Source organism: Oerskovia sp. NPDC060338, assembly GCF_042726295.1.
In the GTDB taxonomy this organism is placed as follows: domain Bacteria; phylum Actinomycetota; class Actinomycetes; order Actinomycetales; family Cellulomonadaceae; genus Oerskovia; species Oerskovia merdavium.
The window spans coordinates 1-25622 of the sequence record NZ_JBHXCQ010000013.1; the positions used below are offsets into that span (position 1 = coordinate 1).

General features: G+C 70.9%; 35 protein-coding genes. All 35 read right to left on the minus strand.

Annotated features, from left to right (window positions below):
• Positions 1–124: 124 nt before the first annotated feature.
• Positions 125–610, minus strand: a complete 486-nt coding sequence (locus ACFWGN_RS16100) for a hypothetical protein (protein WP_377618173.1) — start codon at positions 608–610, stop codon at positions 125–127.
• The gene (locus ACFWGN_RS16105; RefSeq protein ID WP_377618175.1) at positions 607–1656 is read right to left on the minus strand and encodes a M15 family metallopeptidase; all 1050 of its coding nucleotides are present in this window, start codon (positions 1654–1656) and stop codon (positions 607–609) included. Before ACFWGN_RS16105 ends, ACFWGN_RS16100 begins: the two co-directional genes overlap by 4 nt.
• 65 nt (positions 1657–1721) lie before the next feature.
• Positions 1722–2108 (minus strand): hypothetical protein, encoded by a 387-nt coding sequence (locus ACFWGN_RS16110; RefSeq protein WP_377618177.1) that lies wholly within the window; start codon positions 2106–2108, stop codon positions 1722–1724.
• Positions 2109–2175: 67 nt separating this feature from the next.
• On the minus strand, positions 2176–3255 hold the full coding sequence (locus ACFWGN_RS16115) for a hypothetical protein (RefSeq protein ID WP_377618179.1): 1080 nt from the start codon (positions 3253–3255) through the stop codon (positions 2176–2178).
• Entirely contained in the window at positions 3255–4280 is a 1026-nt protein-coding gene (locus ACFWGN_RS16120) for a tail fiber domain-containing protein (RefSeq protein WP_377618181.1), read from the minus strand. Before ACFWGN_RS16120 ends, ACFWGN_RS16115 begins: the two co-directional genes overlap by 1 nt.
• On the minus strand, positions 4277–5320 hold the full coding sequence (locus ACFWGN_RS16125) for a hypothetical protein (protein WP_377618183.1): 1044 nt from the start codon (positions 5318–5320) through the stop codon (positions 4277–4279). Before ACFWGN_RS16125 ends, ACFWGN_RS16120 begins: the two co-directional genes overlap by 4 nt.
• Positions 5321–5402: 82 nt before the next feature.
• Positions 5403–6332: a hypothetical protein gene (locus ACFWGN_RS16130; protein ID WP_377618185.1), complete on the minus strand. Its 930-nt coding sequence runs from the start codon at positions 6330–6332 to the stop codon at positions 5403–5405.
• On the minus strand, positions 6329–8335 hold the full coding sequence (locus tag ACFWGN_RS16135; RefSeq protein WP_377618187.1) for a hypothetical protein: 2007 nt from the start codon (positions 8333–8335) through the stop codon (positions 6329–6331). Before ACFWGN_RS16135 ends, ACFWGN_RS16130 begins: the two co-directional genes overlap by 4 nt.
• A 13-nt stretch (positions 8336–8348) precedes the next feature.
• Complete coding sequence (locus tag ACFWGN_RS16140; protein ID WP_377618189.1) at positions 8349–8474, minus strand: hypothetical protein; 126 nt, start codon at positions 8472–8474, stop codon at positions 8349–8351.
• A gap of 38 nt (positions 8475–8512) precedes the next feature.
• Complete coding sequence (locus tag ACFWGN_RS16145) at positions 8513–8950, minus strand: hypothetical protein (RefSeq protein WP_377618191.1); 438 nt, start codon at positions 8948–8950, stop codon at positions 8513–8515.
• A gap of 14 nt (positions 8951–8964) precedes the next feature.
• Positions 8965–9291 (minus strand): hypothetical protein, encoded by a 327-nt coding sequence (locus ACFWGN_RS16150; protein WP_377618193.1) that lies wholly within the window; start codon positions 9289–9291, stop codon positions 8965–8967.
• A gap of 252 nt (positions 9292–9543) precedes the next feature.
• Positions 9544–10578, minus strand: coding sequence for a phage tail tube protein (locus ACFWGN_RS16155; RefSeq protein ID WP_377618195.1), 1035 nt, complete (start codon positions 10576–10578; stop codon positions 9544–9546).
• Positions 10562–10807, minus strand: a complete 246-nt coding sequence (locus ACFWGN_RS16160) for a hypothetical protein (protein WP_377618197.1) — start codon at positions 10805–10807, stop codon at positions 10562–10564. The genes ACFWGN_RS16155 and ACFWGN_RS16160 overlap by 17 nt, the downstream gene beginning before the upstream one ends.
• Before the next feature lie 11 nt (positions 10808–10818).
• Entirely contained in the window at positions 10819–11286 is a 468-nt protein-coding gene (locus tag ACFWGN_RS16165) for a hypothetical protein (protein WP_377618199.1), read from the minus strand.
• Between the two features lie 14 nt (positions 11287–11300).
• Positions 11301–11837 carry a hypothetical protein gene (locus ACFWGN_RS16170; protein ID WP_377618201.1) on the minus strand — a complete coding sequence of 179 codons (537 nt, stop codon included), beginning with the start codon at positions 11835–11837 and terminating at the stop codon, positions 11301–11303.
• Positions 11838–11839: 2 nt separating this feature from the next.
• Positions 11840–12301 (minus strand): hypothetical protein, encoded by a 462-nt coding sequence (locus ACFWGN_RS16175; RefSeq protein WP_377618203.1) that lies wholly within the window; start codon positions 12299–12301, stop codon positions 11840–11842.
• A 73-nt stretch (positions 12302–12374) separates the two neighbouring features.
• The gene (locus tag ACFWGN_RS16180; protein ID WP_377618204.1) at positions 12375–13826 is read right to left on the minus strand and encodes a hypothetical protein; all 1452 of its coding nucleotides are present in this window, start codon (positions 13824–13826) and stop codon (positions 12375–12377) included.
• A gap of 138 nt (positions 13827–13964) precedes the next feature.
• Positions 13965–14663, minus strand: coding sequence for an HK97 family phage prohead protease (locus tag ACFWGN_RS16185; protein ID WP_377618206.1), 699 nt, complete (start codon positions 14661–14663; stop codon positions 13965–13967).
• Positions 14663–15847: a phage portal protein gene (locus ACFWGN_RS16190; RefSeq protein WP_377618208.1), complete on the minus strand. Its 1185-nt coding sequence runs from the start codon at positions 15845–15847 to the stop codon at positions 14663–14665. The genes ACFWGN_RS16185 and ACFWGN_RS16190 overlap by 1 nt, the downstream gene beginning before the upstream one ends.
• Positions 15844–16035 (minus strand): hypothetical protein, encoded by a 192-nt coding sequence (locus ACFWGN_RS16195; RefSeq protein ID WP_377618210.1) that lies wholly within the window; start codon positions 16033–16035, stop codon positions 15844–15846. Before ACFWGN_RS16195 ends, ACFWGN_RS16190 begins: the two co-directional genes overlap by 4 nt.
• The gene (locus ACFWGN_RS16200) at positions 16032–17555 is read right to left on the minus strand and encodes a hypothetical protein (RefSeq protein ID WP_377618211.1); all 1524 of its coding nucleotides are present in this window, start codon (positions 17553–17555) and stop codon (positions 16032–16034) included. Before ACFWGN_RS16200 ends, ACFWGN_RS16195 begins: the two co-directional genes overlap by 4 nt.
• Positions 17545–18069 (minus strand): hypothetical protein, encoded by a 525-nt coding sequence (locus tag ACFWGN_RS16205; protein ID WP_377618213.1) that lies wholly within the window; start codon positions 18067–18069, stop codon positions 17545–17547. Before ACFWGN_RS16205 ends, ACFWGN_RS16200 begins: the two co-directional genes overlap by 11 nt.
• Before the next feature lie 160 nt (positions 18070–18229).
• Positions 18230–18589, minus strand: a complete 360-nt coding sequence (locus ACFWGN_RS16210; protein WP_377618215.1) for an HNH endonuclease — start codon at positions 18587–18589, stop codon at positions 18230–18232.
• Between the two features lie 147 nt (positions 18590–18736).
• Positions 18737–19675, minus strand: a complete 939-nt coding sequence (locus tag ACFWGN_RS16215; protein ID WP_377618217.1) for a hypothetical protein — start codon at positions 19673–19675, stop codon at positions 18737–18739.
• Complete coding sequence (locus ACFWGN_RS16220; RefSeq protein WP_377618219.1) at positions 19675–20877, minus strand: HNH endonuclease; 1203 nt, start codon at positions 20875–20877, stop codon at positions 19675–19677. Before ACFWGN_RS16220 ends, ACFWGN_RS16215 begins: the two co-directional genes overlap by 1 nt.
• Positions 20878–21051: 174 nt before the next feature.
• A complete protein-coding gene (locus ACFWGN_RS16225; RefSeq protein WP_377618221.1) occupies positions 21052–21201 on the minus strand; it encodes a hypothetical protein in 150 nt (49 codons plus the stop codon).
• 95 nt (positions 21202–21296) lie between these two features.
• Positions 21297–21563: a hypothetical protein gene (locus ACFWGN_RS16230; protein WP_377618223.1), complete on the minus strand. Its 267-nt coding sequence runs from the start codon at positions 21561–21563 to the stop codon at positions 21297–21299.
• A gap of 169 nt (positions 21564–21732) precedes the next feature.
• Complete coding sequence (locus ACFWGN_RS16235) at positions 21733–23103, minus strand: hypothetical protein (RefSeq protein WP_377618225.1); 1371 nt, start codon at positions 23101–23103, stop codon at positions 21733–21735.
• Entirely contained in the window at positions 23100–23561 is a 462-nt protein-coding gene (locus tag ACFWGN_RS16240) for a hypothetical protein (RefSeq protein ID WP_377618227.1), read from the minus strand. The genes ACFWGN_RS16235 and ACFWGN_RS16240 overlap by 4 nt, the downstream gene beginning before the upstream one ends.
• Positions 23558–23755, minus strand: coding sequence for a hypothetical protein (locus ACFWGN_RS16245; protein WP_377618228.1), 198 nt, complete (start codon positions 23753–23755; stop codon positions 23558–23560). Before ACFWGN_RS16245 ends, ACFWGN_RS16240 begins: the two co-directional genes overlap by 4 nt.
• A gap of 21 nt (positions 23756–23776) precedes the next feature.
• Entirely contained in the window at positions 23777–24064 is a 288-nt protein-coding gene (locus tag ACFWGN_RS16250; RefSeq protein ID WP_377618230.1) for a hypothetical protein, read from the minus strand.
• A 158-nt stretch (positions 24065–24222) separates the two neighbouring features.
• Positions 24223–24621, minus strand: a complete 399-nt coding sequence (locus ACFWGN_RS16255) for a hypothetical protein (protein ID WP_377618232.1) — start codon at positions 24619–24621, stop codon at positions 24223–24225.
• Positions 24618–24905, minus strand: coding sequence for a hypothetical protein (locus ACFWGN_RS16260; RefSeq protein ID WP_377618234.1), 288 nt, complete (start codon positions 24903–24905; stop codon positions 24618–24620). The genes ACFWGN_RS16255 and ACFWGN_RS16260 overlap by 4 nt, the downstream gene beginning before the upstream one ends.
• Positions 24902–25351, minus strand: a complete 450-nt coding sequence (locus ACFWGN_RS16265; RefSeq protein WP_377618236.1) for a hypothetical protein — start codon at positions 25349–25351, stop codon at positions 24902–24904. The genes ACFWGN_RS16260 and ACFWGN_RS16265 overlap by 4 nt, the downstream gene beginning before the upstream one ends.
• The gene (locus ACFWGN_RS16270) at positions 25351–25539 is read right to left on the minus strand and encodes a hypothetical protein (protein ID WP_377618238.1); all 189 of its coding nucleotides are present in this window, start codon (positions 25537–25539) and stop codon (positions 25351–25353) included. The genes ACFWGN_RS16265 and ACFWGN_RS16270 overlap by 1 nt, the downstream gene beginning before the upstream one ends.
• Positions 25540–25622: the final 83 nt, after the last annotated feature.

Sequence of the window (25622 nt, forward strand, 5' to 3'; positions counted from 1 at the left end):
ATCACTCCTGTGAACAGTACGGGCCCGGCCGCTAGAGCGGCCGGGCCCGTACCATCAACGCCGAACGTGTTGCGACCACCGCTGGAATCCGCCCGAGGGAGGGCGGGGCTACGTCGTGCGCAGGTCAGGCGAGGTCGTCCGGGCGGAACATTGCGACCAGGTCGGAGCCGTCCAGCCGGATGCCGTAGTGCCAACCGTCCTCGCGCTGCTCGACATAGAAGACCTTGCCGCGCTGGCCGGTGGCCGTGATGGTGACGTGGTCGCCTCGCTCGAGCACGCCGGGTGGGGTGCCGGACGTCGGGGGCATGTACTCGAGGGTGCCGATCTTGGCGTGGCGGGCGTAGATCGGGGTCTGGGCGGAGCCGAGGACGAGTCGGGTGAGCCAGTCGGGGATGTGTGGCTCGGCCCAGCGCCAGGCGATGTACCAGGCGCCGACGACCAGGGCCGTGATGGCGGTGATCGCGAGGTCGGAAGTCAGGAGGTCGGTGACCTCGGCGGGCAGGACCACGACCGTGAGCAGCCACGCGACGGCCGAGCCCCACAGGACGGGCACGACGGTGCGCAGGTAGGACACGGCGCGGTCGGAGATCGGAGACGTCGGGGTGCTCATGCGGGGGCTCCCTTGGTGGTCAGGGTGATGGACAGGCCCGAGAGGGCCTGGTTGACGGCCGCGGAGACGGCCGCGGGGTCGACGCCGGGGATCGCGGCGACGAGCTCGGCGGTGACCTTGCGGGTGGCGTCCTGCTCCGCGGGTTCGTAGCGCAGGAGGTCGCCGGCGGCCACGGTCGCGGGCTTGCCGGTGGGGCCCTTGGCGAGGGTGTGTTCGAGACGGTGTCCCCACACGGCGCCGGGCACGGCGGCCACGGCGCTCTGGACGGTGGAGAGGTCGTCGGCGATCGGGTGCCCGAGCACCCAGAGGTCCTCGATCGTCTGGACCGCGCCTGCCTTCGCGACCCGCAGGAGGCCGTTGGTGGCGAGCCACTGGATGTTCTTGAGGGTGTCCTGGGTGGCGATGCGGCGGCGGGTGATGCCGTCGCCGATCCAGACCTGCGGGTCGGCCTTGGTGCGTGCGATGACGAGCATGGTGTCGTCCTCCTCCTCGATGGGCGCAGGTGCGCCGGGGATGGTCGGGCTGGTGATGGAGCCGGCCGTGCTGCCGCCGATCGGGAAGCTGACGGTGCCGATGAACTCGTAGTGCCAGGGCTCGAGCGTGGGGATCTTGCGGGCCCAGGTGGGCCAGACCCACCCGAAGCGGGGGCCGTTCGCCACGAGCCACAGCTGCTCGCGGGTGCCGAGGTTGTTGACGTTCGAGCCGAGGTCGAGGGCCAGGCCCCACCCGTGGTTGGAGGTGCCGGGCACGGCGGCGGCTGCGGTGTTCTTGCGCCGCCACCATCGCTTGCCCTTCCATGGGCCGCGTTGGTCGTTGATGCCCTGGTAGGTCGGGTGCGGGTAGCGGTCCTCGAAGATCTCGACCTGACCGTTCGTGCCCCACTTGGGTCGGTACGCGTCGGTGACCAGCAGCGGCTTGCCGAACTCCCGGGCGAACGCCGCGGCGAGAGCCTCGAACGCCGCCGCGGCGTCGGCTCGAAGCAGGTGCCCAGTCGAGGTTCGAGTCAGCGCCTTGTCGGGGATCTCGCCGTTCGGGTAGGTAGCCATCTGGTGCCTCCTGGCATGACGAAGGGCCCCGACGCGGTGCGTGTCAGGGCCCGTGGATGGTGTGATCAGTCGGCGACGGTGAGGTGGTCGTCGAGTCTCTTGGCCAGGACGGCGTGCTCGCGGCGCTGCTCGGCGTCGCGGCCTTCCATGCGTTCGTCGAGTCGGGCCAGGGCGTCGGTCTGCTGACGCTGGGTGTGACGGATCCCGCCGATCTCCCCGTCGTGGCGCTTCTGCCCAGCCTCGAGGCGGTCGAGGCCGGCAGACAGGTCGCCACGCATGGCAGTGAGTTCGTCGCGCAGGTTCGGGTACTCGGCGTCCGCGTGCTCGTTCGCGGTCTGCTCGCGCGCCTCGCGTGCGTCGCGCCCGATCCGGTCAAGCTTGACCTTCCCAAGGGCCGCGACCAGGATCAGCCCCGCGGTCGCGATGAGTTGGATCACGACGGCGTCGCTCATCACAGGTCCCGGTACCAGACGGCGAGCAGCCACGCCCACCACGGGGTGCCTGCGGGAGGTGGTGTCATCACACTCCCAGGCCAAGATAGGTCGCCTCGACGACCGTCAGGCCGGAGCTGGCGCCGGTGACCCAGAAGGCACCGACGTCACGGCGATAGCCGACGCCGATCATGAGGTCGCCCCCTGGGTGGACGATCGTGCGCTCCACGCACGGCGACAGCGGATAGGTTCCGCCCGTGTTCGGTAGATCCCACCGGGCGAACTCGTGCGAGGGCGCCCCGCCGCCCGATGCCCACTCAACGTAGGCCGCGCCGACACAGCTCGAGCCGCTGGTGTAGAGGCTGGCGCGGCCGCTGATCCTCCAGACCCCGGCACGAGCCCCTTCGATCGTCCCGCCCGTGAGGCCGATGAGCCCGCCCGAGGAGACCTGGGCATCCGAGGTTGCCGCCCGGCTGAATCTGCGCGTGAGGCCGCCATGAGGCCACGAAACCCAGCCCGCACCGCTGGTGGTCTCGACGACCCCGGTGTCGTCACGGACGACCGAAAGCGGGGCACGAACGGACAGCGCCCCCCCGGCCGCGAGATGTGCGGACCGGTATGCGTCGCGCTCGGCCGCGTCTCGCACTGGGACCGGTGTCCCACGCAGCGCTGTTCGCAGCGCGCTCTGGGTGATCGTGACCCCGGCGTGCTGGGTCGAGAGTGCCGTCGCAGCGACCGTCGCGCGAGCGAGCTCGAGCGCCCCGGCCGGCAGAGAGGGCGGTTGCGGCGACCCCGAAGCAGCACCCCTGGCGACGTCGACCGCGGGCGCGGACGTCGGGTCGCCGGCGTCGACGTCGGCATGCCGCACGTACACGATGTCGATGCGCGCCCCGGTCGTCGGCGACGGGTCGGTGGGCGCGGTGACCGGGCCGTCGTTGCCCATCAGGACCACGCCGTCGGCGGCGCCGCGCGTGAGCACCGCGTGGAATGCGGGCACGGAGTACGCCCACCCTGCCGTGCCGGTGACGTTGCCACCGGAAAGCAGGCCAGGGCGTGCACCGACGGCGCCGAGCGGGGCGACCATGCCCGCGAGCGCCTTGCGTGCCTCGACAGGTGTCGTGCCCCGGGCGCTGTCCTTGCGGACGAAGAGGCCGCGGAATAGGGGCATCAGAGTGTCTCCTTCGGTGTGATGAGTTTGCGGAGCTCGTCGACCTGGGCCTGCAGGTCTGTGATCTGGTTCTGCTGTTGTCGCAGGGCCGGGACGAGGGCTGCGGTGAGCCGGTCGTAGGCGATCGCTTCGGGGTCGCCCTGGTCGTCGTAGATGACGTAGTCGCGTAGGCCCAGGTCGTCGAGCTCTTCGGCGATGAATCCGACGTAGCGGGTTGTGGTTTCCGGGTTGTCGTCCACCTCGGCCCGGTCACGCCAGGTGCGCGGGCGCAGCGCGAGGACCGCGTCGACGTCGACGACGGCGTCCTCGACCTCGCACTTGTACCGCCGGGAGGACGTCGAGCGCATGATCGCCCCAGTGGCGGCGATATAGCAGTTCGCTGCCGCGCTGGTCGTCGTGTGGTCGACGAAGACGAGGCCGGTCGCGGACTTGAGCTGGATCTGCCCGCCGGACTCGACGGCGATCCCGGCCGATCCCTTGACGGTCGCGGTGCCGGCCTTCGCCTCGAGCCACGCGTTCGCACCCCGCAGGACGCCCCATCCCGCGGGGGCCTCGAGGTTGATGTCGGTCTCGGCCTGCAGCCAGACGTACCCCAGGCGCCCCCACAGGCGCCCGATCGCGTTGTCGGTCTGGCCGAGGATGACCGCCGTCGTGCCGTCGGGGAAGACCTTGGCGCGAAAGACATCGTCGCCCTGTCCAGCGCCGCCGGTCCCGTCGTCGGGTGCCTGCACGTGCAGGCCAACCCCGTCCGGTACGCCGGCACCGGTGTGCAGCGGGCCGAAGTGAATCGCTGGGGAGCCGTCGGGATACTCCGCTCGGATCGCGCCGCCGTCACGCACGGTCAGGCCGCCGCCGTCCTGGATGACCAGGCCGCCGCGGCTGATCGCCGCGGACTGCAGCGCCGACGAGGACTCGAGGGCGCGCAGTCGCTCGCCGAGCCTACGAATGTGGTCGATTAGCTGACCCATGGGCTGCGCCGACTCGCGCCCCCGCCCCTTCCATCCCTGCTCGTCGCTCGTGCTCACCGGGCCTCCATCGTCGGGGCGAGCTTGAGACTCACCTTGAGCGTCAGGTCTCCGGAGATCGCCAGGATCCGGGTCCGGTAGGCACCGGGGGTCAAGTAGACGTGCGCGTCCGGCACGTGTACCTGCGACCAGTCGCCCGGCCGATAGCTGCCGAGGCGAGGTTGCTGGTCGGCCCGCACCTTGAGCCCCCAGGTCTGCCACGGCCGCCGAGAGATCTCGGCCAGGGCGGTGGCGTGGTCCTCGAGTGTGGACTGCTCGGTTACCGAGGTGTGGGAGGACTCGACGTCCAGGAGCGGGTAGCCCGCGGCGAGCATGGCCGGGTCGGTGCGGGTGGCGAGCATGAGGGCGCTCTCCATGCCGGCACCGATCGCCCAAGACCGGGAACCCATGCGGGTGGCGTCGACGTCGACGCTGATACCGGTCAGGCCCCCGCGGGCCACGCCTCGGTCCCACTGCCAGTCGGCGCCGGACTGGGTGAGCAGCGGCGCGGCCGTGGTGCCGGTGCGCAGGACCCATTCAACGTGGGTGCGGTCGGTGGTGAAGCGTGGTTGTAGCGCGACGTCGGGACCGCCGATCACGTCGGCGAGCTGTTGGATCCGCTCACCGACCCATCCGAGCTCGAAACCGGGGTAGGTGCGCTCGGCGGCGCCGGCCTCGTCGTTGGGCAAGATGATCGGCAGAGACCCGCCGGCGTGGGACATCGCGAGCTGCACAAGCCGCTTGGCGATCGTGCCGAGCGAGAGCCCGCTGAACGTGACGGCGGTGTCCTGCACGCGCTCGCCTGGGTCCAGGACCTTGAGGACCTTGCGGTGGTCGAACAGGGACAGCAGCCCGGCCCCGCCAACCTTGAGGTTCCCGTCCGCGTCGTCGAAGGAGTGCTTCCAGATGGGGCCGGCCTCGAGCACGTGCTCGCCGTCTGCGACGACCCCCAGGAAGCATCGCGTGGGCTCGAGGTAGGACAGCAGGTCGCGGCGTGCGCGGACGTCCCGGGCCCGCAGGGGCACCGTCGCCTCGACCGTGCCCGCGTCGTTGAGTGCCATCGACCACCCCGCCCCGGTGGCCGGGAGCGTCGCCAGGACTTTGCCGGTGCGAAGCTCTCCCGCAATCACTGACAGCACGTGCTCACCACCATCCCGGGGAGCAGGTCACCGTCAGCGTCGCCGCCGGTGAGGCCGGGCCCAGCGGTAGAAACATCACCGAGGACGTCGAGGCCGGGGGGATCGACGACCACTCTCGGCGCACCAAGGCACCGGACCGGTCGGCGACCTGGTCGAGCAGGACGAGCCCGGTCGCCGAGTCGAGCGAGACGCTCGAGCCCGCCGGCACCTCGTCGGTGTACTGCAGGTGCCGACCAGTGGTCACGTCGAGGATCTCGAACGCCGGCGACGGCCCAGCCACTACGTACACGGGCCACGTCTCGGCCGTGCCCGGGTTGGACAGCTCCACACGCCCCGTCGACCCCGCCTCACCGAACTCGAGGAAGCCGGTATCGCTCGTGCCGTCAGTGAACAGGTCGAACTCGAGCCCGCCAGTCATGGCCCGAAACCCAGTCGAGGCCGTGACCTCCGCCCCGTACCCGACCGGGTCGGGGGCGTAGAGCTCCGCCTCGGCGACCGCGAGACCCATCTCGTAGGACGCATCGGTCATGATGCGGTGCCGGCGAACCTTCACATCCCACCGCAGGACCGCGCGCGAGGGCAGCTGCACCCACAGCGACACCAGGTCGCCGCGAGTGGGCACCATGACCGCGCGCAGGGCCGCGAGCGCCTGGTCGTAGGTCACGCCGGTCTCGTCGTCGGCCATGATCTCGAGGCCGAGCCCGATCGGGCGGGCCGCAGCCCAGTCGTCGCCGTCGAACTCGCCGTCAGCCCAGGGGCGCTCTTCGTCCGAGGTGCGCATCGGGGGGAGCTCGTCGAGGCCGGACAGGTGGGTGATGTCGTAGGGGGTGCCGGGACCTAGGAGCAGGTCCCCGAGCTGGGCCTGCCAGGGGCTCAGCTCGGGGGGTGCTGCCCGCAGGGACATCGCGGCTGTGAGCATCTCGATCATGGTCACCGTCCCATCTGCCAGGCAAGATCGCGGGCGACCTCGCTCGAGGACGCCGGGCCGGCGTTGTACGTGTTGATGTGCACGAGCGGGCCGCCGTTGCTGTTGCCGGCCCGGCCCTGGGGGTTGGTGTTGTCGAGCATCGCGTCGAGGCGCGAGAGCGGCAGGACCGCCTCGGGCTCGCGGCCCTCGCCGATCATGGCGAGGGTCGCGCTGGTCACGACGGCGCCGGATGCGAGCATCGGGATCTTCGGGAAGGAGAACCCCTTGCCGCCCACGCCTGGCACCCAGTCGGGCACCTCGAAGTGGAGGTTGCCGATCGAGCGGTTCCAGAAGCCGGCGACCGCGTTGAACGGGCCCTTGAACGCGCCCTTGATCGCGTCGCCGACGCCACCGAGCGCGGTGCCGACCTTGCCTGGGATGCCCTTGAAGAACCCCATGATCGAGTCCCAGTTGCCGGTGATCAGACCGATCGGGGAGTACGACCAGACCTTCGTGATGATCGCGAGCGCACCGGACATGACCGACCCGACGACCTGGCCGCCGGCCCGGAAGAACCCGCTTATCGCGTTCCACCCGGCCGCCAGGGCAGGCTGCGCGGTGTTCGTCCACCAGCCCGTGACACCGCCGATCGCGGACTGGATCCCGCCCCAGACCGCCGTGACGACCGCCTTGCCGGCCTCGGTCTGCGTGAAGAACCACACCAGGCCAGCGACCAAGGCGGCGATCGCCACCACGACGATGCCGATCGGGTTCGCGGACAGGGCCGCGTTCCATGCCCACTGCGCGGCCGTCGAGACACCGGTCGCGACCGCGCCCGCCAGTTGCCCTGCCTTGGCGATGCCAGCCGCGACGTTCATCTGCGACAGTGCGAGGATGCCCATCGCGACGCTGCTGCCGAGGGCGAGTGCGTCAGCACCGAATGCTTGGGTCGCGACTGCGGCGGTACCGAGCGGTCCGGGCAGTTCAACGAGATCCTGCTGCCAGCCCTCGAAGGACCGCCGCATCGACTCGACCGAAGCCTTCGGATTGCTCGACAAGGTCGTAGCCATGGCGTCCGCCGCGCCGCTCGTGTCACCGAGGCCGGTGGAGGCGGAAGCGAGAGCGTCGACGAACGCCGGGATCTCGTTGATGCCGAGATCCTCGACTGGCGACCCGAAGAGCGCGATCGCGGCCTGGGCCTTCGCGGACGGGTCCGTGATGCCCTGCAGCCCGGTGACGATCTGACCGAACGCGGCCTTCGCGCCCTCGCCGCCGCCCGCGATCGCAGTCGACATGGACTGCGCGTCGAGGCCCAGCTGCTCGAACACCGGACCCATGCGGGCAGTGTCCTGGCTCAGGATCGTGAACTCCTTGATCGCGTCGCCGGTCTTGTCGAGCGCGATCGAGCTGATGCCGGCCGACCCGGCGAGCATGCCCATCGCCTCGTCACCGGAGATCCCGAGGTTCGCGAAGTTCACCGAGTACTCGGACATGGCGTCGAGGGCTTCGCCGCGCATCGCGGTCGGGACCTTCTGCAGGCCCGCGGTGATGAGGTCGAACGCGGCGTTCGCGTCTGGCGCGAGACCGTTCGAGATGAGGATGCCCGCGGCCTTCGTCGACTCGGCAACGTCGACGTCCATCGCCTGCGCCAGGGCGAGGGCCTTCGAGGTCGTGGCCTCGATGTCAGCCCCGCCCGCCGTGCGCATCGAGGAGATGTTGCCGACGACGTTCTCGACCGCGGCCGAGGCGTCCTCCATCGTCTCGCCCCACCCGGCGCGGTAGGCGCCGGCTGCTGCATCTCCCCACCGCTCGGCCTCGGCGGCCGAGGCGCCGAGCGAGGCGGCGACCTTGTCCTCGAGCGCGCCAGCGTCCAGACCAGCGGCCAGCGCCTCACCAACCTTGACGGCGGCGAACGCCGCAGCTGCCCCGACCGCGGCCTTGCCCGCGTTGTCCTTGAACGTCTCGAACGCCTTGTCGACACCACCCGTGTCACCAATGATGTTGACGACGAAGTCCTTGCCCTTGCTCACCGTGCACCGCCCCTCAGCGTCGTCGTCTGCCCGTCCGCGCCCGCCGGGCGCTGGCCTGTGCCACCTTCTTCACCTGCGCGACGTGTTCGTCCACCGCGAGCGCCGTGGCAAACCAGGCGTGCAGCTCGAGATCCGCCACGACAGGTGGAGTCATCCCGGGGAAGAGATCGAGGAGGTTCAGGAGGCGGGATCGGACCTGGTCTTCGAGCCACGGTTCTTCTTCGAGGAGCCGCTCGACTTTCGGGTCTTGCCCTTGGGTGCGTGCGCGGCGGGTGCGGCGTCTGCCGGGGAACCCGTCCGCGCTCGGGTAGGGCCCTCGTCGGTCTCGCCGGCCTCCGCGGCCCGGCGCTCGTCGATCTCGTCGGGGAGCACCTGCGGAATGGGACGGTCCCAGACCTTGTCCCAACTCACGCACCGTCCGCGCGAGTGCTCGGTCAGGAACTCGCACGCCTTGAGGTTCCACAGCTCACTGTCCAGAGCGTCGGTGTCGTTGGCCTTCGCGATGAGCTCGGACATCTTCAGACCGGTCGCACGCTGCAGCGCCTGGACCGCCCTGGTCGAGGCGGTGTTGATGATCTTCCCCTCGAGCTCTTCGCCGTTGATGATGATGCGCACTGGTCGTCCTCTCGTCATTCCATCTCTGCGAGCGCCGCGGCGATCGCGGCGTCGATCTGCTGTACTGCGCGCTCGCGCCCGGCGACGGCCGGCCCCCAGAAGTAGGGCTGCCCGGCCTGGTCGACGAACGTCGAGCCCGCGTGGGAGAACACCGGGTGACGAAACCGCTTCGCCTGCCAGGTGTTGGCCATGGGCCCGGAGATCGAGCGCGTGGTTCGCACGCTCACGCCCTGCCGGGTCTTGCCCGTCACGACGCGGGTCTTGAGGCCGGCCGCGATCTTGCGGCGCATGCCCTTCTTGCGGTCGCGGGCAGTGCGCTCGCGCTCCTCGTAGACGTTCACGGTGCGCAGGTACGCGCGTCGCCCGTCACTGGGAGTGACCAGTCGGGTCCTGCGGCCGGTGACGGCGACGGAGCCCGGCAGGGGGCCCGCAAGGATCGCCTTCTGACCGGCGATGATCTCGTCGCCGGTCGAGCGCAGGTCCCTGCGTAGACGCCGGGCGAGGGCCGGAGAGAACTCTTTGACCGCCGCTACGACGTCGCGGACGTTCGAGGTGTCGAGCTCAATCTCTGGCCCGCCGCCCGGCGCCACGGGTCAGACCGCCGTGTCGAGCGTCCGGTACACGGCGTATACCGGCTCAGGGCCGGCGCCCTGCAGGCCGGTCCAGTCGTGCGAGACGGTGATGACGTCGCCGCCGTTGCCAGTCGGCAGGTCCCCGTCGAGGAAGATTGCGGGCACCGCGATCTGCAGGAGAGGCTTGACGCCGGTAGCGATCTCCGCGGGGCCCTCGAACTGCAGCAGCATGGTGAGCTGCTCCTGGTCGAGGTAGGCGTCGACCAGGTCGCGCCCGGTGTACTCGATCTCGAACGAGCCGGAGACTGCGTCATCCTTGCCGCCGGTGTAGGCCGCGGGCCGGGTGCGCCGGCCGCCGCCGCCGAGGTTGAACCCGTTCTCGTCGAGGCCGTTGTCGAGCTCGACCGAGGCGGAACGGACCGTTGCCAGCGGGGTGCCGGCCGTGGCCGGCGCCGTGGCCGTCGGCGCGGTGAAAGCGTCGCCGCCCACGTACAGCCCTCCATGGACGAACGTCAGCAGGTCCTCGGCCGCCGGGTAGGAAGGGGCCGCGTAGGGCTGGGTCAGCGTGAGCTCGCGCGCAACCCACTCGGTGGTCACGGTGACGATCGAGGCATCCTTCGCCTCGATCGCGAGCGTCGAGCACTGTGCGCCGGTGTAGGTGAACGCGTCCGTCGTCGAGGACCCCAGTCGCGGGATACCCTGCTGGATCGTGTACGACGGACCGAAATCGTCGCGCTTGAGCGTGTGGACCTGCTGGAAGATGCCCGAGGACGGGGCGGTTTCGGTGCTCGTGGAGACGCCGAAGAACGCGGCCAGGAGGTACCCCAGACCGCGCGTGGAGGCGTCGAGGGTGACCTTCCCCTCCGTGGCCCGCTTGACGACCGTGCGCCGCGCAGCACGCGCCACCCGGTTACCGGGGCGCATGCCCGCGCCCTGCTTCGTCTCGGGCTTCTCCTTGAGGTCGGCCTCGGCCTCGAAGAACCTCGTCGGCACGGCGACCGTGCCGTAGGTCGTCTCGCGCGCGAGCCCGACCGTGTAGTCACTCTGCAGTCCCATCGGGCTGCTCCTCTCCCTCGTCGTCGCCGGCGCCCACCGCGCCGGCCTCGTCCGGCCTCGATGGCTTGCGCCCGCCCCGCTTAGGCAGGACCTCCTGCCAGTCGGCCTGCCCCTCGAGGTGGCGCGCCTGGGCGGCGCTCACCTCGACCACCTCGCCGGGCGCGACGACCCTGCCCACCAGGGCCAGGTCGAGCGCGCCGAGCGGGCTCACGTTCTTGAACTTCGCCACGTCGGTCCTCCTCATCTCGTCACGATCACGCGGGCTGCGAACGTCACAGAGACCTCGCAGATGCGTCCTTCTTCGGATTCCTCTTCGTGCGTCGCGCCGTCCGACGCGAGGTCATCGGACATGCACCACAGCGCGGCGCCGCCGAGTGTGGGGCCCTCGCGCAGATGCGCGTCGATCACGTCCAACAGGCCATAGGCCCGCTCGTGCGGTACCCGCTCGTCGTCGGTCACACGGAAGGACACGATCGAGACATCGACGCTGACCAGCACCTGCCGGCGACGTTCGGGGCTGACTGTCCCCTCACCGACGTCGGTGGCGCGCACCGCGGTCACCGCGACCTCGTCGGGGTACTGCGCCGGCCACCGGAACCCGAACGCGATGTCGACCTCGGTCTCGTCCGCGGCCGCGAGCGCCGCGGTGATCTGTTCGTGCAGGGCGGCCTTGACGCGTGAGCTCGCTGCACCGATCGAGCGGTACATGCCGACACCGGTCGTCATGCGAACGCCCCGGGCAGCACGTAGTCCTTGATGAGCTCGGACACCTGACGCGGCAGGGCGAACCCGGCCAGGACGTCGACGTCGCGCTCGTTGCTGCCGGCGGCACCGGGCCGCTTGGGGCCGAGCTTCGTCGGTCCGGCGAGGAATGCCGCGAGGCGCTGCCCGGCGAGAATCACCTCAGGCGGCACCGTGCCGGGCGGCCGCGCGGTCGCGGTCACGACGATGCGCCCCGGCCCGAGCGGCCCGTAGACCAGGCTGGCCTCGGGGTCTGCTGTCAACGGGGTGAGGGGCGCACCGTCCACGGTGACGCTGTCGATGCTCGCGCATGGCCACGGCAGGACGATCGCTGGACGGACCGTCACCGCCGTGACCGTGTGCGTGAGCTCTTGCCCGTGCCACGGCCCGACCTTGACCTCGATCTTGGAGACCGCGGCGGCCACGTACTGCTCGAGCTCGCCCACGCGTGAGGGCGGCCACGACATGTCCGCCGCGACCATCGCACCCGTGATCGGCCAGGCCGGGTCCGTGGCCACGGTCAGTCCGCCTTCGGCTCGGCGGCCGCGGCCGCGGAGCGACGCTGACGACCCTTGGGCGACTCGCCGGTCACCGACTCCTCGACGGGCGTTGCAGGTTCGGCAGGAACGGCCGGCTCCTCGGGGAAGGTCGACGGGACGTCGGGCACGAGCGCGATCAGACGCTCGTTCTCGGCGCGCAGGGCGTCGACCTCCTCGCCGAGCTCGATGTTCCTGACGACGAGCTCATCGAGCGCGGCACGCAGAGTGTCGATCTCGGCCGCGTCGATGTCCTCGTCGTCGACGTCGCCCAGGTCGTCCTCGTCGAGCGCGGCGAGCTGGGCGTCGACGGCTGCGATCCCGTCGTCACGGCCTCGCTGTACGTAGCCGGCGCGTTCGCTGACGAGCGCGGCGCGCAGCTCGCTGCGGTCCTGGCGGGCGCCTGCGCGTGCGGCGGCCGCGTTCTGGTGGGTCGGTGCTCCCATGGCTGTACTCCCTTGTCTCGTGTGGTTCGTGCGGGGCGTGCCCGCACCCCTCAGGGCGCGGGCACGCGATCGGTCAGAAGACCGGGGCGACCAGGCCCGTGCCGGTGATCTTCTGGTGCACGGCCTTGGGGGCGCCCTGCTCGTCGACGACGCGGTTGAAGCACGCCGCGTAGTAGCCGTAGACGACGAGGTCGATCCCGAGGTTGTTCATGCTCGGGCCGGTCTCGGCGCGGATGTACATCGGAGCGGACGGGTCCTCCCACAGGTGCGCCTCCTGGCGGGCCACGACCACGGCGACGTCCTCGTTCGCCCCCGTGCCGAGGCCATTCGGCAGGTTGTTGTCCGTCACGACGTCGCCGCCGTTCGGCAGGCGTCCGCGGACACCAGCCGGGTAGCCGGAGCCGTTCGACGTGCCGCCCGCGAGCGCCGGGACGCCCTGGGCGGCGATGAACGGCCACTTGTCGCTCATCTCGCCCTGCAGCCATGACCAGCGGCGGCCGCGCATGAGGGTGAGCAGGTCGTCCTCGTCGAGGTCGAGCAGGACATCCTCGACGTTCGCGCCGGCGCCGAGGATCTTGCGGTAGAGCTCCGCGGCGGTCGGGTCGGCGTCGGTGTACGTGATCGTGTTGGCGACGGCCAGCAGGCCCCAGGTGGAGGCGTTGATGATCGTCGAGTCGAGGTTCACGTCGAACGCCTTGAGCAGGTCCTCGAACACGATGTCTTCGGTACCCAGGCCTCGCTCGACCGACTGACGCGAGATGTTCTGCGAACCGGCCGCCGTGCGGATCGGCACGGCGATGTCCTCGTTCGCGTAGTCGTTGTTGCCCGCGGGCGTGAGCTCGGCGGCCTGGTTGCCAACGATGGTCTTGGCGGTCTGGCGCGGGATGTACGCCGTCATCCCCGTCTCGGGCAGGTTGTGCCGGCGGCACTGGTCAGCGAACTTGCGCCCGGCCCGGCCCTTGGCGGCGTAGAGGTCGACGAGGTACTGCGGCACGACCAGACCGGGCGCACCACCCGTGGTGACGCCGCGCACCTCGATCTGGTCGCCGCGCACGGTTCGCTCTTCCTGCTCGTGCGCGGCGAGCCGCTGGCTGTGCTCGCCCCGAATGCGGAGGAAGTCGAGGGCGACGTCGCGCAGGAACTGCCGTCCGTTGGGGTCGCTGTCGCGCGAGTAGGCGCGTCCCTCGCGGACCTCGAATCCGGAGCCCGCACGGGACTCGGCGGGGCGTTCCCCGGCGCGGGCACCGGTACCGGTGTCGACCGGGGTGACGCGCTCGGCCAGGCGAGCGAGGACGTCGTCCGCCTTCTTCTCGTCCTCGAGCGCGCGCAGCTCCTCGTCGAGGGTGACGAGCTCGGTGTCGATGCCCGCCTTCTTGCCGCGCAGCTCCTCCGTCTTCGTCTTGTCGTCGGCGGTCGGCTCGGTCTTGCCGCGGAGCGCGTCGAGCTCCTGGGCGTACTGGTTGCGCAGGTTGATGCGCGCGTTGATCTTCTCGCGCGCCTGCGCGATGAGCTTGTCGAGGTCCATGACCTCTCCCTTCGGATGGTGCCCCGGCGGGGCGGTGTGGTGTGCGGGGGCGCCAGTCGACGGGGCCAGTCGGCCGCCCCAGGCCGTAGCGCGGGGCGGAGCTCGAGCAGCGCGTGCGAGCAGCAGGGGTGCGGGGGCTCAGACGAGCGCACGCAGCCGCACGTCCTCGACCGAGAGGCCGAGGTCGATGCGGAGGTTCTGGGGCGCGGCCTGGTCGCGCAGGTCGGGGTAGCCGCCCGTGTGGGGGTTGGCGCCGTACCCGACGATTGCGACGTCGCCGCGGTGGATGTCGAACTTCTGGATCCGGTATTCGGTGTAGTCCGGCGACCACTGGCCGAGCGTGATCCGGAACATGAACGACATCTCGTCGATGAGGTCGGCCCGGATCTTCGGCGCGATGTACGCGACGTCCTGGTCGCGGGGGTCGAGCGCAGGGGCCTCGACACGCAGACCCGTCTCGTCCTCGGCCAGGAGCAGCGTGCCGTTCGTCGTGCGCGCGATGCGCCGCAGGCTCTCGTGCTGCAGAACGAGCGGCACGTCGAGGTCGGAGCGGGCGAGGGACTCGGCGCCAGCGGCCTCGGTCACGATCTCCGTGTACGGCCCGTACCAGTCCCACATCTCGTACCCGCGCTCGTACACCGATGCGTAGCCGGTGAACGCGAGTGGGCCGGACTCGTCGTCGCCGGCTGCGCGTAGCGACATCTTGACGCCGCCCACGTGCACCGCGGCGCGAGAGCCCTGAGGCTCGGCGGAGCGGCGCTGTCGTGGGCGGTCGGCGCGCTGCGCCATGCCTTGGGCACGCGAGTGCCCGGTTCGTGCGATCAGCTCGGGGTCCATCAGGTGTTGCCTCCCGTCGGGGTGGTTTGCGGCTGGCCCTGGCTACGGGCACCGAACAGCCGGTCGAACTCGGCGAGCTGCTCCTCGGTGAAGGGCTCGCGGTCCTCGAGCTCGCGCGCCTCGGAGGGGGCGAGCTGGCGAGAGTCGACCTGCAGCTTGAACAGCTCGGCGCGAGTCTTGGCGTCCATCGCCAGGACCGCGTTCCGGTTGAGCTTCGCGAACCGCGACGCCGGCAGGATGCGCGTCGAGACGGCGTCCTCGCGCCGCTTGATCGCGCCGCCCATGTTCATGACGAGGAGCTGCAGGTTCCGCTGCATGACGTTCGCGTAGGTGATGCTGCCGCCCGAGGACTGCACGTCGACCATGTCGGCGGGCACGCCGAAGAACCGGGCGAGCGCGACGTCGGTGTACTCCATCTGCTGGATGAACCCGGACTCGGCGGCTTTGGCTGCGAGCGGGGAGTACGTCCAGTCCTTGCCGGAGACGAACACATCGCCGGCGGCTACGGTCGCCTTGAACTGCGCCTTGATCGCCTCGGCCTTGGCCGGGTCGGGGATCTCGAGCTGGGTGTTCTTCAGGTGCGCCGAGGGCACCGTGCCGTTCGCGAACCAGTCGGTCGCGAACGTCTGGGCGCCGGCGGCGCCGAGGATGCTGAGTGCGGCGTGCGCGATCGGGGACAGGCCGAGCGGGAGGCCACCGACTGTGAACTGGCGTTCGTGCCACACATGGCGAGGGTCGGTGCGTTCTCCTGCGATCCGGTAGTGCAGGATCCGCCCGTCCTTGATCCGGGCGGTGATGTCCTCGGGCTGGACGAGGTCGATCTGTGCGGGCTTGCCCAGAGCGTCTACGGCGCGGATCACGCCGAAGCCGTTGCCGTGGGTGTCCAGGTCCATCTGGCTCGACCCGAGCCACTCACCCATGGACATCGGTTGGCTATCACCATCGGTCCAGAACGATGGTGTGACGAGCACCGGCGGGGCTGGCACGCGGACGTTGATCGCGCCTACCTTGCGGAAGACGTCGACCGGCATGAGGGACAAGATGTCCGAGCGCAGCCGACACGCCGCCCACACGACGGACTGTTGCCGAGCTTCGGTCGAGCGGACCGCGCGGCCCCGAGCCCGTGCCTGCCGGCCGATCGAGAGCACCTCGTGCGCGCCGCTCGCACGCCGGAACAAGCTCATCGCTTCCCCTTCCTTACAGCCCACCAGCGGCGCAGCCGTGGCCCGCCGTCGACGAGCCACGACAGAGCCAGCAGGCCCGCGCCCACGGCCGCGAGCGCCAGGGCTGGGCTGATGGGCCACAGGAGCACGGCGAGGGCCAGGACGAGCAGCAGCGACCCGAGCAGGTCGAGCAGGGTCGTGAGGTTCACGCGTCCTCCTTCTTGGGGCCGACCACTGAGTCGGCCGGGTCGTAGTCCGCCGGCGCACGGGTGAGGAACCCGTGCCGGGCGAGGGTCGTGGCGTACAGGGCGGTGATGTCCTCCATCGACCGCTTGCGCCCCCACCGCCAGGCGTCGCCGCTCGAGGTCTTCGCGGCGGCCTTCGCTGCGGCGTAGAGCTCGACGTCGCCGCCGTGTCGGATGTTGATCTGGGTGACGTCGTCCCACAGGCCCCCGCACGCGGCGTTGACCTCGCGCGAGGACAGGAGCACGACCTCGAACCCGGCCTTGACCAGGTCCGTCTCGAGCGAGGCCGCGGGCCCTCCGCCGTCGAGGACGACCAGGCGCCCGCCGAACGTCTCGCGCATCCTCTTCGCTGCGGCCACGACCCATGCCGTGCCGGGGTCTTGGCGCACGGTCTCGAGCCATGCGCGCGCTTCGGGGTGCGCGGCCGCGGCCGCGAGCGCAAGTGTGGACACCGAGCGGTCGGGGGCGACGTCTATGCCGTAGACCGGCCTCCCGGTCCAGTCGGGTGCCTCAGGGTCCAGCTCGGCGCACGCACGCAGCGACGCCTCGGGCAGTGCCCACTCGTCCTTCTTCTCGTCGGGCCACCACCCCAGGTATGGGCGGTAGAACTCCCACGGGTTGGCCTCGGACGCCTCGAGCGCGGCGGCGAGCTTTGCCTCGGTCGTGAGCCAGCCCAGGCCCGGGTGGCAGTACCACCACGACTTCGGGTCGTTCGGGTCCATGGTCTTCGGTAGGGCGTACTGGACGAACATGGTCCGCGAGCGTGTGGGGCCGAGCGGCCCGTACTGTGCGACGAGCGAGGTGAACCGAGCCTCTTCCTGGAGCTGCTTGGCGCGCAGGTAGAGCGACTTGGACGTACCGGCCGCCGAGGCGATGACGAGCTGCGCATGCGCGATCGTCTGCATGGCCGGTCGCATGGCCTGCTCGACTCGGGCGTCGAGGTGGGCGAACGCCTCGTCGATGATGCCCTTGGTCAGAGACGGGCCGTGACCCGACTCTTCCTTGAGGGCCTCGACCTCCCACTTCGCGCCGGTCGTGAAGCGGATGCACTCAGACCCGGTCGTCCCGTCCCACCCCGGCTTACCCGTGCGCCGGCCGTAGGAGTGGTCGAGGAACATGTCGAGCGGGGACCGGTGGATCTTCTTCCAGAACTCATCCTCGAGCCGTGACGCCGCACCGCCCTTGGTCTGGGCCGTGTAGCGGATCAGGGCGTCGGTCTCGAACAGGCCGGTCTCGGTCCCCTCGACGATCGTGAACTCGGTCTTCCCGATCTGCCGCAGTCCGATCAGGACGAGCGTGTCATACCAGTAGGTGCCGGTCGCCGGGTCGATCTCGCCCCACACGTCCGCGAGCTCGCGCTGCCACGGGATGAACGGGCGCCCCATCGCGCGTGCGACGCCGGCCTTGCGGTGGCCCGTGGTCTCTCGGGTCGGGTGGCGTGGTGTGTGGAACAGGGGGATCGCCTCGGGACGATCACGTGCCACTTGCCGCACCCTCCTCGCCCTCGGCTCCGCCCCGGATCAGCTGGAGCACTCGCTCGCGCTTCTCCTCCTCGCTGAGCTCTCCGGCGCCGTCAGGCTTCGGCGCGAACAGCCGGCCGCCGATGTCGACCAGGCGCTGAGCAAGGGGGGACACCAGGTCGTGCCGTTGGGCCTTGACCGCGCCGTCGAGCGAGCGGGCCACTGTGACGGCGACCGCGCGCAGGAAGTCAGGCTTGCCGTCATCGCGCTCGAGGTCAGCCGCGAGCGCCCGTTCGATCGGACCGGCCGAGGCGCGGGGAGTCTCCTCGGGGGCCGGGTCGTCGGGCTCGTCCGGGACGTGCACGACGAGCGGAGCCTGCTCGAGCTGGACGTCGGGCAGCGCGGCCTGGCGCTTGCGCTCGCGCCAGTCACGCAGGTAGGTCGCGTTTGCCTTGATGCACTCCGGGCAGCGGCACCCTCGCCGGTAGCCCGTCGTGCCTGGGGTCTTGCTGACATCGACGTCGTGCGACGCGGTCACGGCTGCCCCCTCCCCGCGAGCCTTTGCCCGGTGAAGGGCCTTACAGGTCCTGAACTGTGCGTGTTGAGAAAAATGGACACGCGAGGGTCTCCACGCAGGCGAACTCTCAAAAAACTGCGCTGACCTGCGCGGACGCTCCCGAGTGGTCGTGTCTTGCGGCTCAGTCTGGGTCGAATGCCTGTGCTGATCGCTTCGGTCGGGGCTGCTCGTCCATCGCTGTCACGCGCGTCGCGCGCTGCGTGGCCAGGGTCAGTGCGGCGCGGTGCTCGGCCCGGCGGCGGGCCGACTTGAGGACGTTGCATCGCAGGTGCGCCGGTTGCAGGTTGTCGGGGTCTTCCTCGGCGCCGCCCTCCCACAGCTCGACGATGTGATCGAGGCTTGGGCCTTGGGGGTGACGGGGGCGCAGGTCGAACAGGATCTCGCGGGAGGGGTACTCGCACTCGTCGACCTGGCAGTAGGAGCCGGGCGGGCACAGGAGCCGGACGAGCTCACGCCACGCATGACCGCTGCGACCGCGCATCGTGGCACCTCCCGCCGTCGCCGGTGCCCCGCGCCCACTCGGTCCGGGCGACGGCGGGAAGGGTGGGGACGCAACGAAGGCCCGGCCGTCAGCGAGGCGACGGTCGGGCCTTCGGCTTGTTTCGGGTACGCCAAGCACCCGGAAGCGTTACAGCGAGGATAGACCACGCTGGGCCCGGGGCGCACCTTCCACGACACGGGCGGCCACGGCGCCGAGCTCGAACAGCGGACGGCCATACCTGTCTGTATCGACCGCGGTGACCAGGCCGCGGTGCACCCACTGGCGCCAGGTGCCGGCCTTGAGGTGCGGGTAGATCTCGCGGGCCTGCTGGGCGGTGACGAGCGCGCCGGGGCGGGTGGCCGCGAGGTCGGGCAGGTGCGTGCGGGTCGCGGCCACGAACGCACCGCGCGTGCCCCAGGTCGTGTGGCAACCGGTGCAGCGGGCGACGTCGGACAGGCCGTCCGCCTCGGACCAGTCGCGCACGACGCGGCCGCCGCAGTGCACGCACGGTGCGGGCTCGGGCTCGGGTGCGAGGCCAGCGAGGCGGCGCACGACGGCGCGTGTCCGGCGGAGCTCAGCGAGGTACTCGGGCCAGGCGGGGTGCTGGTGCGCGGCCCAGACCGTGTGGGCCTCGAGGTAGGCGAGGGTGTCCCACGCGCCGGCCGGGTCGCCGGACTTCTCGACCCAGTCGTCGACCCACCACTCGAGCAGGTCCATCGCTCCTTGCTGGGTGGTGATCGACCCCGGGCCTGAGGCGGCCCGTGCTTCGCGGTAGGCGACGTCGAGGCCGTGGTCCAGGCGCTCGACGTTCCCGGCCGAGCGGGTCGTGACCAGGTCGTAGCGGACCGAGCGCAGGCCGAGGGTGACGCGGGCGACGTCGGACATGGCGCGCAGGTAGGTGCCGATGTCGTCGAGGAGCCCGAGCGCGCGGGTCAGGCAGCGGGGGCAGATCACGAGCGAGGACTCGTGAGCTCGCCCGCAGTCGCGGCACCCGGTCGTGGTCGCCGTGCACCTCGCGCAGGCGTAGGCCGGGGGGACCTCGTCCGTGGTCTGCGTCCAGTCGTGGGTCTGGCAGGGTGCGGGCATCAGGGGGTTCCTCCGGGTGTGGCGCAGGAGCGGCAGGGCAGGTGGTGGCCGTGGAACGCGCAGACGTTCTCGGTGGAGATCGGGGACGCCGGACCCGACCAGGTCTTCCATGGCGAGCCGCCAGTGGGTGGGTCGTGCAGGACGGGCGCAGGGCCGGCGTTCATCGAGGAGGGCGGGCGGGCCTGGTTGGTCGTGGGCTTGCCGCCACGGCCGCGACGTCGACGACGAGATCTCGAGGTGGAGCGTTGGGCGGAACCCTCTCCCACACCCTCACCCTGACCAGACCCTGTCCCTGACCCTGACCCGGGTGCGCGCCCAGGCCCACGCGCGTGTACGTGCGCGAGAGGACCTTCCGGGGAGGCTTCAAGCGAGGCTTCCCGGAGGCTTGGCTCTGACGCCACCACGGGGGCCACAGGAGCCGCGAGCGCCGGTGTGGGCTCTGCTGGCGCTGGTGCCGTGGTGTGGGTGTGGTGGGCGGTTGCGGGCGTCGTGTCTGCGGCGGGGGTTCCCGGCGAGGCGACTGCGGCCGTGTCCTGCTCCTGGGGGGCGCGTGGTGCGGGGTAGAGCGTCATGCCGGCGTCGTCGGGGGTGCGGGCGCCCTTGCGCCTGTTGCAGCCGGCGCACGAGACGACGAGGTTGGTGACGCCGCCGGCGAAGGCGGGGTCGACGTGGTCGAGCTGGGGGCGGCCGTCGAGGTCTTTGCTGCTGGCGTCGTAGCGGTTGACTTCGCGTTTGCAGTAGCGGCAGCGGGCACGGTTCTTACCCTTGGGGTCGGTGGGGTCGATGCAGTCGCGCCACCAGACGGCGTTGACGACGTGGGGCAGCTTGTTCTCCTTGCCCTTGGCCCAGGCTTCGCGCATGACGGCGGCCGGCTTGTAGCGCATGTCCCACCAGTCGTGGAAGCGGTAGTGCCCGGCGGGGACGGGGTCGCATCGGGGGCAGTCGTGTCCGGGCGCGTGCCAGAGCCCTGCGTCCACCAGGAGGTGGGCGAGCTGTTCGGCGGTGGCCTTGACGTAGATGGTCCCGATGAGGTCGACGATGGACACGAGACCGTCCGTGCCCGTGGCCTGCGAGGAGGCGCCGGCCAGGTTCCACATGCCCAGCGCGGCAAGACCCGAGTGGTCACCGGCGAGCACGGGAGCGGTCAGCTTCTTCACCTTGCGGCTGACGGGCAGCTGGTCGTCGGACATGAAGTAGGGCACGAGGTGGGGCTCCTGGGTCAGTCTTCGTCGGTGGTACTGGGTGGGGGTTGAGGACTCGGCCGGGGCGCGGCGGGTGCTTCCATCGGCCAGTGGCCGAAGACGTCCTTGTGGGACTGCGCGGCGCCCAGACGGTTGGTGTACCGGGCCCCGCACCGGCAGGTCAGGAGCAGGAAGTCAGAGCCCAACAGCGGCCTGCCTCGCCCGCACCTCGTCCGCCCGGGCGATCGCGGCGACCTTCGCGGCCGCCGTGTCCGCGACATGACGGGCGTGCGCCTGCTCGATCAGCTCGACCGCCGTCGTCCCGGCCGGCGGCACAGGCTGCACAGCAGGACCGTGCACCGAGCACCGCCACCCCGAGACGTACAGGCGAGCGGGCTCGGTGCAGCCGTCATACAGGCACGGGCGGGCCGCGAGCGCCATCAGGTCGACCCTTGCAGGTGTGCCTTGGCGGCTTCGGCGTGGTCGAGCGCGATCTTGCGGCGGGCAGCCCACTGGAGTGCGGCGAGCGGCCGGCGTGCCTCGATCGGGTGGTCCTCGAACGCCTCCGGGTCCATGGCACGCGCGAGCTCGTCGGCGTCGATGGACGCGAACACGGCACGAGCCTGGGCCTCGAGAAGCCCCTGCTGCCCGCGCAGTCCCCACCAGGGGAGCAGCGACTCGGCTGCCTTGTCGATGGGGGTGGTCATCGCGTTGCTCCTCTCCGGCACGGCGAGCAGCCCGTCCCTCGTGAGGCCGCGTCGAGGCGACTCCCCGAGCGTGGGAGGTTCGCGTGGGCGCACGCCGGGTCGGTCGTGACGTGCGTCCGGGCAATGAAGCGCTTGGCCCGGCGAACACGCCATAGCGTCAGGCGCCGGATCAACGCGCTTCTCCTCTCAGGCGGGCGAGGGCGTCGTAGACGGCCTTCTCGCGCCTGTCGACGGCGTGCTCGTCGACGTCCTCACCGCGGCCAGGACCAACCCAGCCGTCGAGCCCGACCGCGTTGCCGTCATCCCACAGGTCGCCCAGTGTCGCCTCGTCCGCCGCGGCGGTCGGGGCAGGGAGTATGGCCAGGAACCGGGCGAACGCGGCGTCCGCGGCATCGGGCTCTACGACGCCTCGGAGTGCGACTCGATGCGCGGTACGGACCTCGTCGATCGTCGGCGTGTACCCGTCCTCGCGTCGGATGTCGGGGGCCATGAGAGTTGGGTCCTCGACGGCGTCGAACTGGGCGTGCCCTTCGGCCTCTTCGAGGCTGGTGTCGGACACCGGGGCGGGGTGGGCTCGGGGGCCCTCGGGCTTGATCTCCTCGGTGATGATGCGGACGGGGTAGGCGGGGAGTGTGGTCGGCCCGTGGTAGGTGGAGGGCTCGGGCATCGTGCCCTTGTCGCTCTCTTCGGGGTAGGAGATGGCGAATGCGTCGCCATCGCTGTCCCAGGTGGTGATCCATGGGCGGTCGTAGGCGTCGCGGATCAGGACCGACACGAGGCCGACGTCTTCCATGGCGGCGGTCAGGTGCTCCTCGAAGTCCGCGGGGGTCGTGAACGTCAACGGTGCGGGGGACAAGGGCGTCGTGATACCGGCGTGCGTCTGCGTCGCCGCGTGAGAGCAGGCGTCGGACACCGGGGCGGGCGCGGCCGGTTGGCGCCTGTCCAGGCAGTAGAGCGCGTGCGCGGCGGTAATGCCGGCACTGAGGTCGCATGAGCACCCGGGGAGAGCCTCGCACCCGTCGCACCGGTCACGCGACGACAGGTAGCCAACGCTGTCCGCGCAGGACACGCACACGCCGCGGTTGCCAGCGGGGTCGGACACCGTCTCGGGGCCCGGGTTGAACGAGCCCGGGTCGGCGTCGGCGATGAGGCGGGCGACGTGCTGGGCGGTGATGATCCAGCGGGCGCGCTCGCCGCGGGAGAAGCTGGCCCAGGGTGAGGTGAGCGGGCGGCGGCCGAGGAGGTTGTACAGGCGCTCCGCGATGACAGGGACGGTGGGCGCATCGACGAGGGCGGCGTCGGTCGCGATGTCAGCCCACCAAGCGCGGGCCTCGTCGGTGAGCTCGTCCCACGCGCCGAACCGGTCACGGGTATGACGCGAGTACAGCAGGTGTGCGACGGCCTCGAGGAGGGTCGCGCCCTCGGGCGCGGTGACCTCGTGACCGTCCTGGTCGAGCACGATGCCGAGGTGCGCGGCGATCGCGGAGGTCGAGTTGAGGGTGACGCGGATCTGCTCCGCATTCACGTGCTGGTCGCTCATCGGGTCGCCGCCGTCCGTGCGAGACGGGCAGACCAGCCCTGCAAGGCCGCGAGCGCCATGCCTGCGAGGCGGGTGCGGATCGTGGCGACGTCGCGGGGGCCGAGGTAGTCGGCGATGCCGGTGTAGGTGTTGAAGAGGTTGGCGCAGTAGGTCAGGACGTCGGCCTCGGTCAGGCCGAGGGTCAGGTGCGCCCACATGTAGGCCGTGAGCTCGGCGTCGAGGGCCTCCATGTGGTCGTAGAGGTCTTGGACGTCGCGGTCGAGTTCGTCGCGGAGCCGGGTGAGGTTGGTCGCGATCGCGGCGACGCGGCCCACGCGGAGGGCGGCGGCGAGCGTGTACCGCAGTGTGTCGAGGTCCGGGGTGGGCTCGGTGGCGAGGGTGGTGCAGCGCTCGTCCAGGATGGACGCCGCTACGGTCGGTGCGACGCGCACCGGCCTGCGGGTCAAGGTGGCGGTCATGCTGCTGCCCCCCGAAGGCGCGAGACGCGCAGTCGGAAGTCGCCGCAGCGGGTCTCGAGGATGATGCTCGCGTCGTGGACGAGGGCCGTGAAGTTCTCGCTGACGGCCTGGACCGTCCAGGTCTTGCGCGCGTCGTCGACGCGCACCTTCTGGCCGACCACGGCCTCTGCCGGGGTGGTGAGGATCTTGGACATGGGGCATTGCTCCTTCAGGGGTTAGGCGTACTCGAGGTGTTCGACGTGTTGGCGTTCGAAGTCGGCATAGGTCAGGCGCCCGTGTTCGGCCCACCAGTCGCGGAGCTCTTCGCTGGCCCAGCGTTCGGCGCGGGCTCGGGGGCCGATGAACAGGGAGTAGGAGTCGATGCCGAGCGCCATGGCTTCCTTGCTGAGCAGGCGTGCGTTGCAGTCGTGCTCAGCGCGGGCGTGCTGGGCCTCGCGGTAGACCTCGAACTCCTGGCGAATCTCCCTGTACTGCGCGATCGCGTACTCGAACAGGACGCTCACCGGTCACGACCGGTGAGTCTGCGCATGCGGGGCGAGCACGGCAGGGGTCACGTGCAGGACGCGTGCGCCCTTGCCCGTGGCCACGAACGCTGCGTGATGCTCGACGAACCGGCGGCACACGTGACACCAGAGCGAGACCTTCGCGGACTCCTCACCGCTCACTCGAGGTACCCGCTGATGTCGGGGGCGACGAAGGGCTCGCCGCCGGTGTGGATCCGGCCGCCGCGGGCGGCAGTGTCGTAGGTGTTGATGACCACGGTTGTCGTGTTGGCAGGTGTGGGGTCGGGGGTGGGCTCGATGTCGGGTGCGGCTTCATCGTCGGCGGAATCGCCGGGGGCGTCGGGGGCGTCGGGCAGGTCGGTCGTCCAGGTCGCCCGGAGGTCGTGCGAGCGTCCATGGCGGCTGTAGTCGAACACCGCGATCACGGCGTCTGCCGGCACCCGCTGCAAGAACGTCAGGAGGGCGGCAGCGGTCGGCGCGCCGTGGCCGCTGATCCTCACCTCGCTGGTCACCTGGTGCCGGGGCGGGACGGGGTTGGCGGCGGCGTCGGTGGTCATGGGGTCTCTCCAAGGGCAGGGTCGGTCAGGACAGGTGCGATGTGCAGGCGCCCGCGTGGGTCGCGGTGGGCTGGGGCCGAGGCGCGCAGGAAGAGTCCGACGTGCTCGGTGGTGACGCCCTCGGTGGTGGTGATCGCCACGGGGCCGTCGATCAGGACGCCGGCGCTGCGGGCTTCCTCGAAGAACCTCGAGCGAGCCTCGGGGGTCAGGTCCGCGACGGTGCGCTGGTCGTCGAGCACGGGGAACGCCCACAGGAACGTCCCCGCCTCGAGGTCGGTGCTCACGCGTGGGATCCGCGGGGGCGGGTAGGGATGCCGTGAGCGGCCATGAGCCGGTTGACGTAGGTCGGGGAGATCCCGAGCCGGATACCGACCTCGCGCTGCGAGAGCTTCTCGACGAGGTACAGGCGCCCGATGTCCTCCAGGAGTGCGGTGCGTTCGGCGGGGGTGCGCCGCTCGGACCCACGCGGCGCCGGCGAGGGCGCCAGCGGCTTGGACTCGAACAGGGCCTTCTCACGGGCAGGGTCGTGCGCGGCCGAGTTGCGCGCGGCCTTCTGCTCTGGAGTGCCTGGGGCGGGGGCCTCGCGGCCGGCCCACGGCGAGCTCGAGCGGGCACGCTTGGCTTCCATGCGCGCCCGCACCTCGTGGCGATCCTCGCGCTCGCCCATCGGCAGCCCGAGCCCACCCGTCGACGGGTTGCCGGCCGCAAGGACGATCCCCTCGACGCGCATCAGCGCGTCACCGGGACCCGGCCGACACGGTGCGCCTGACGATGCAAGGGCGCCTCGACCTGCTGCAGGTGCGACTTCGCGGTCGGGCCGGCCGTCCACGCGCAGTGCTCACACGACGCGCGGTACAGATTGGTCAGGTCAGCGGGACTGATCGTGACCTTCGGGCGGGCGATCTTCGCGTGGTTCATCGGGACTCCTCAGGCGGGCGGGGGCGGGCAGGGCAGGTAGCGAAGTGGGTGAGCGCCGGGCGTTCGTCGGGGCCGGCGGTCTC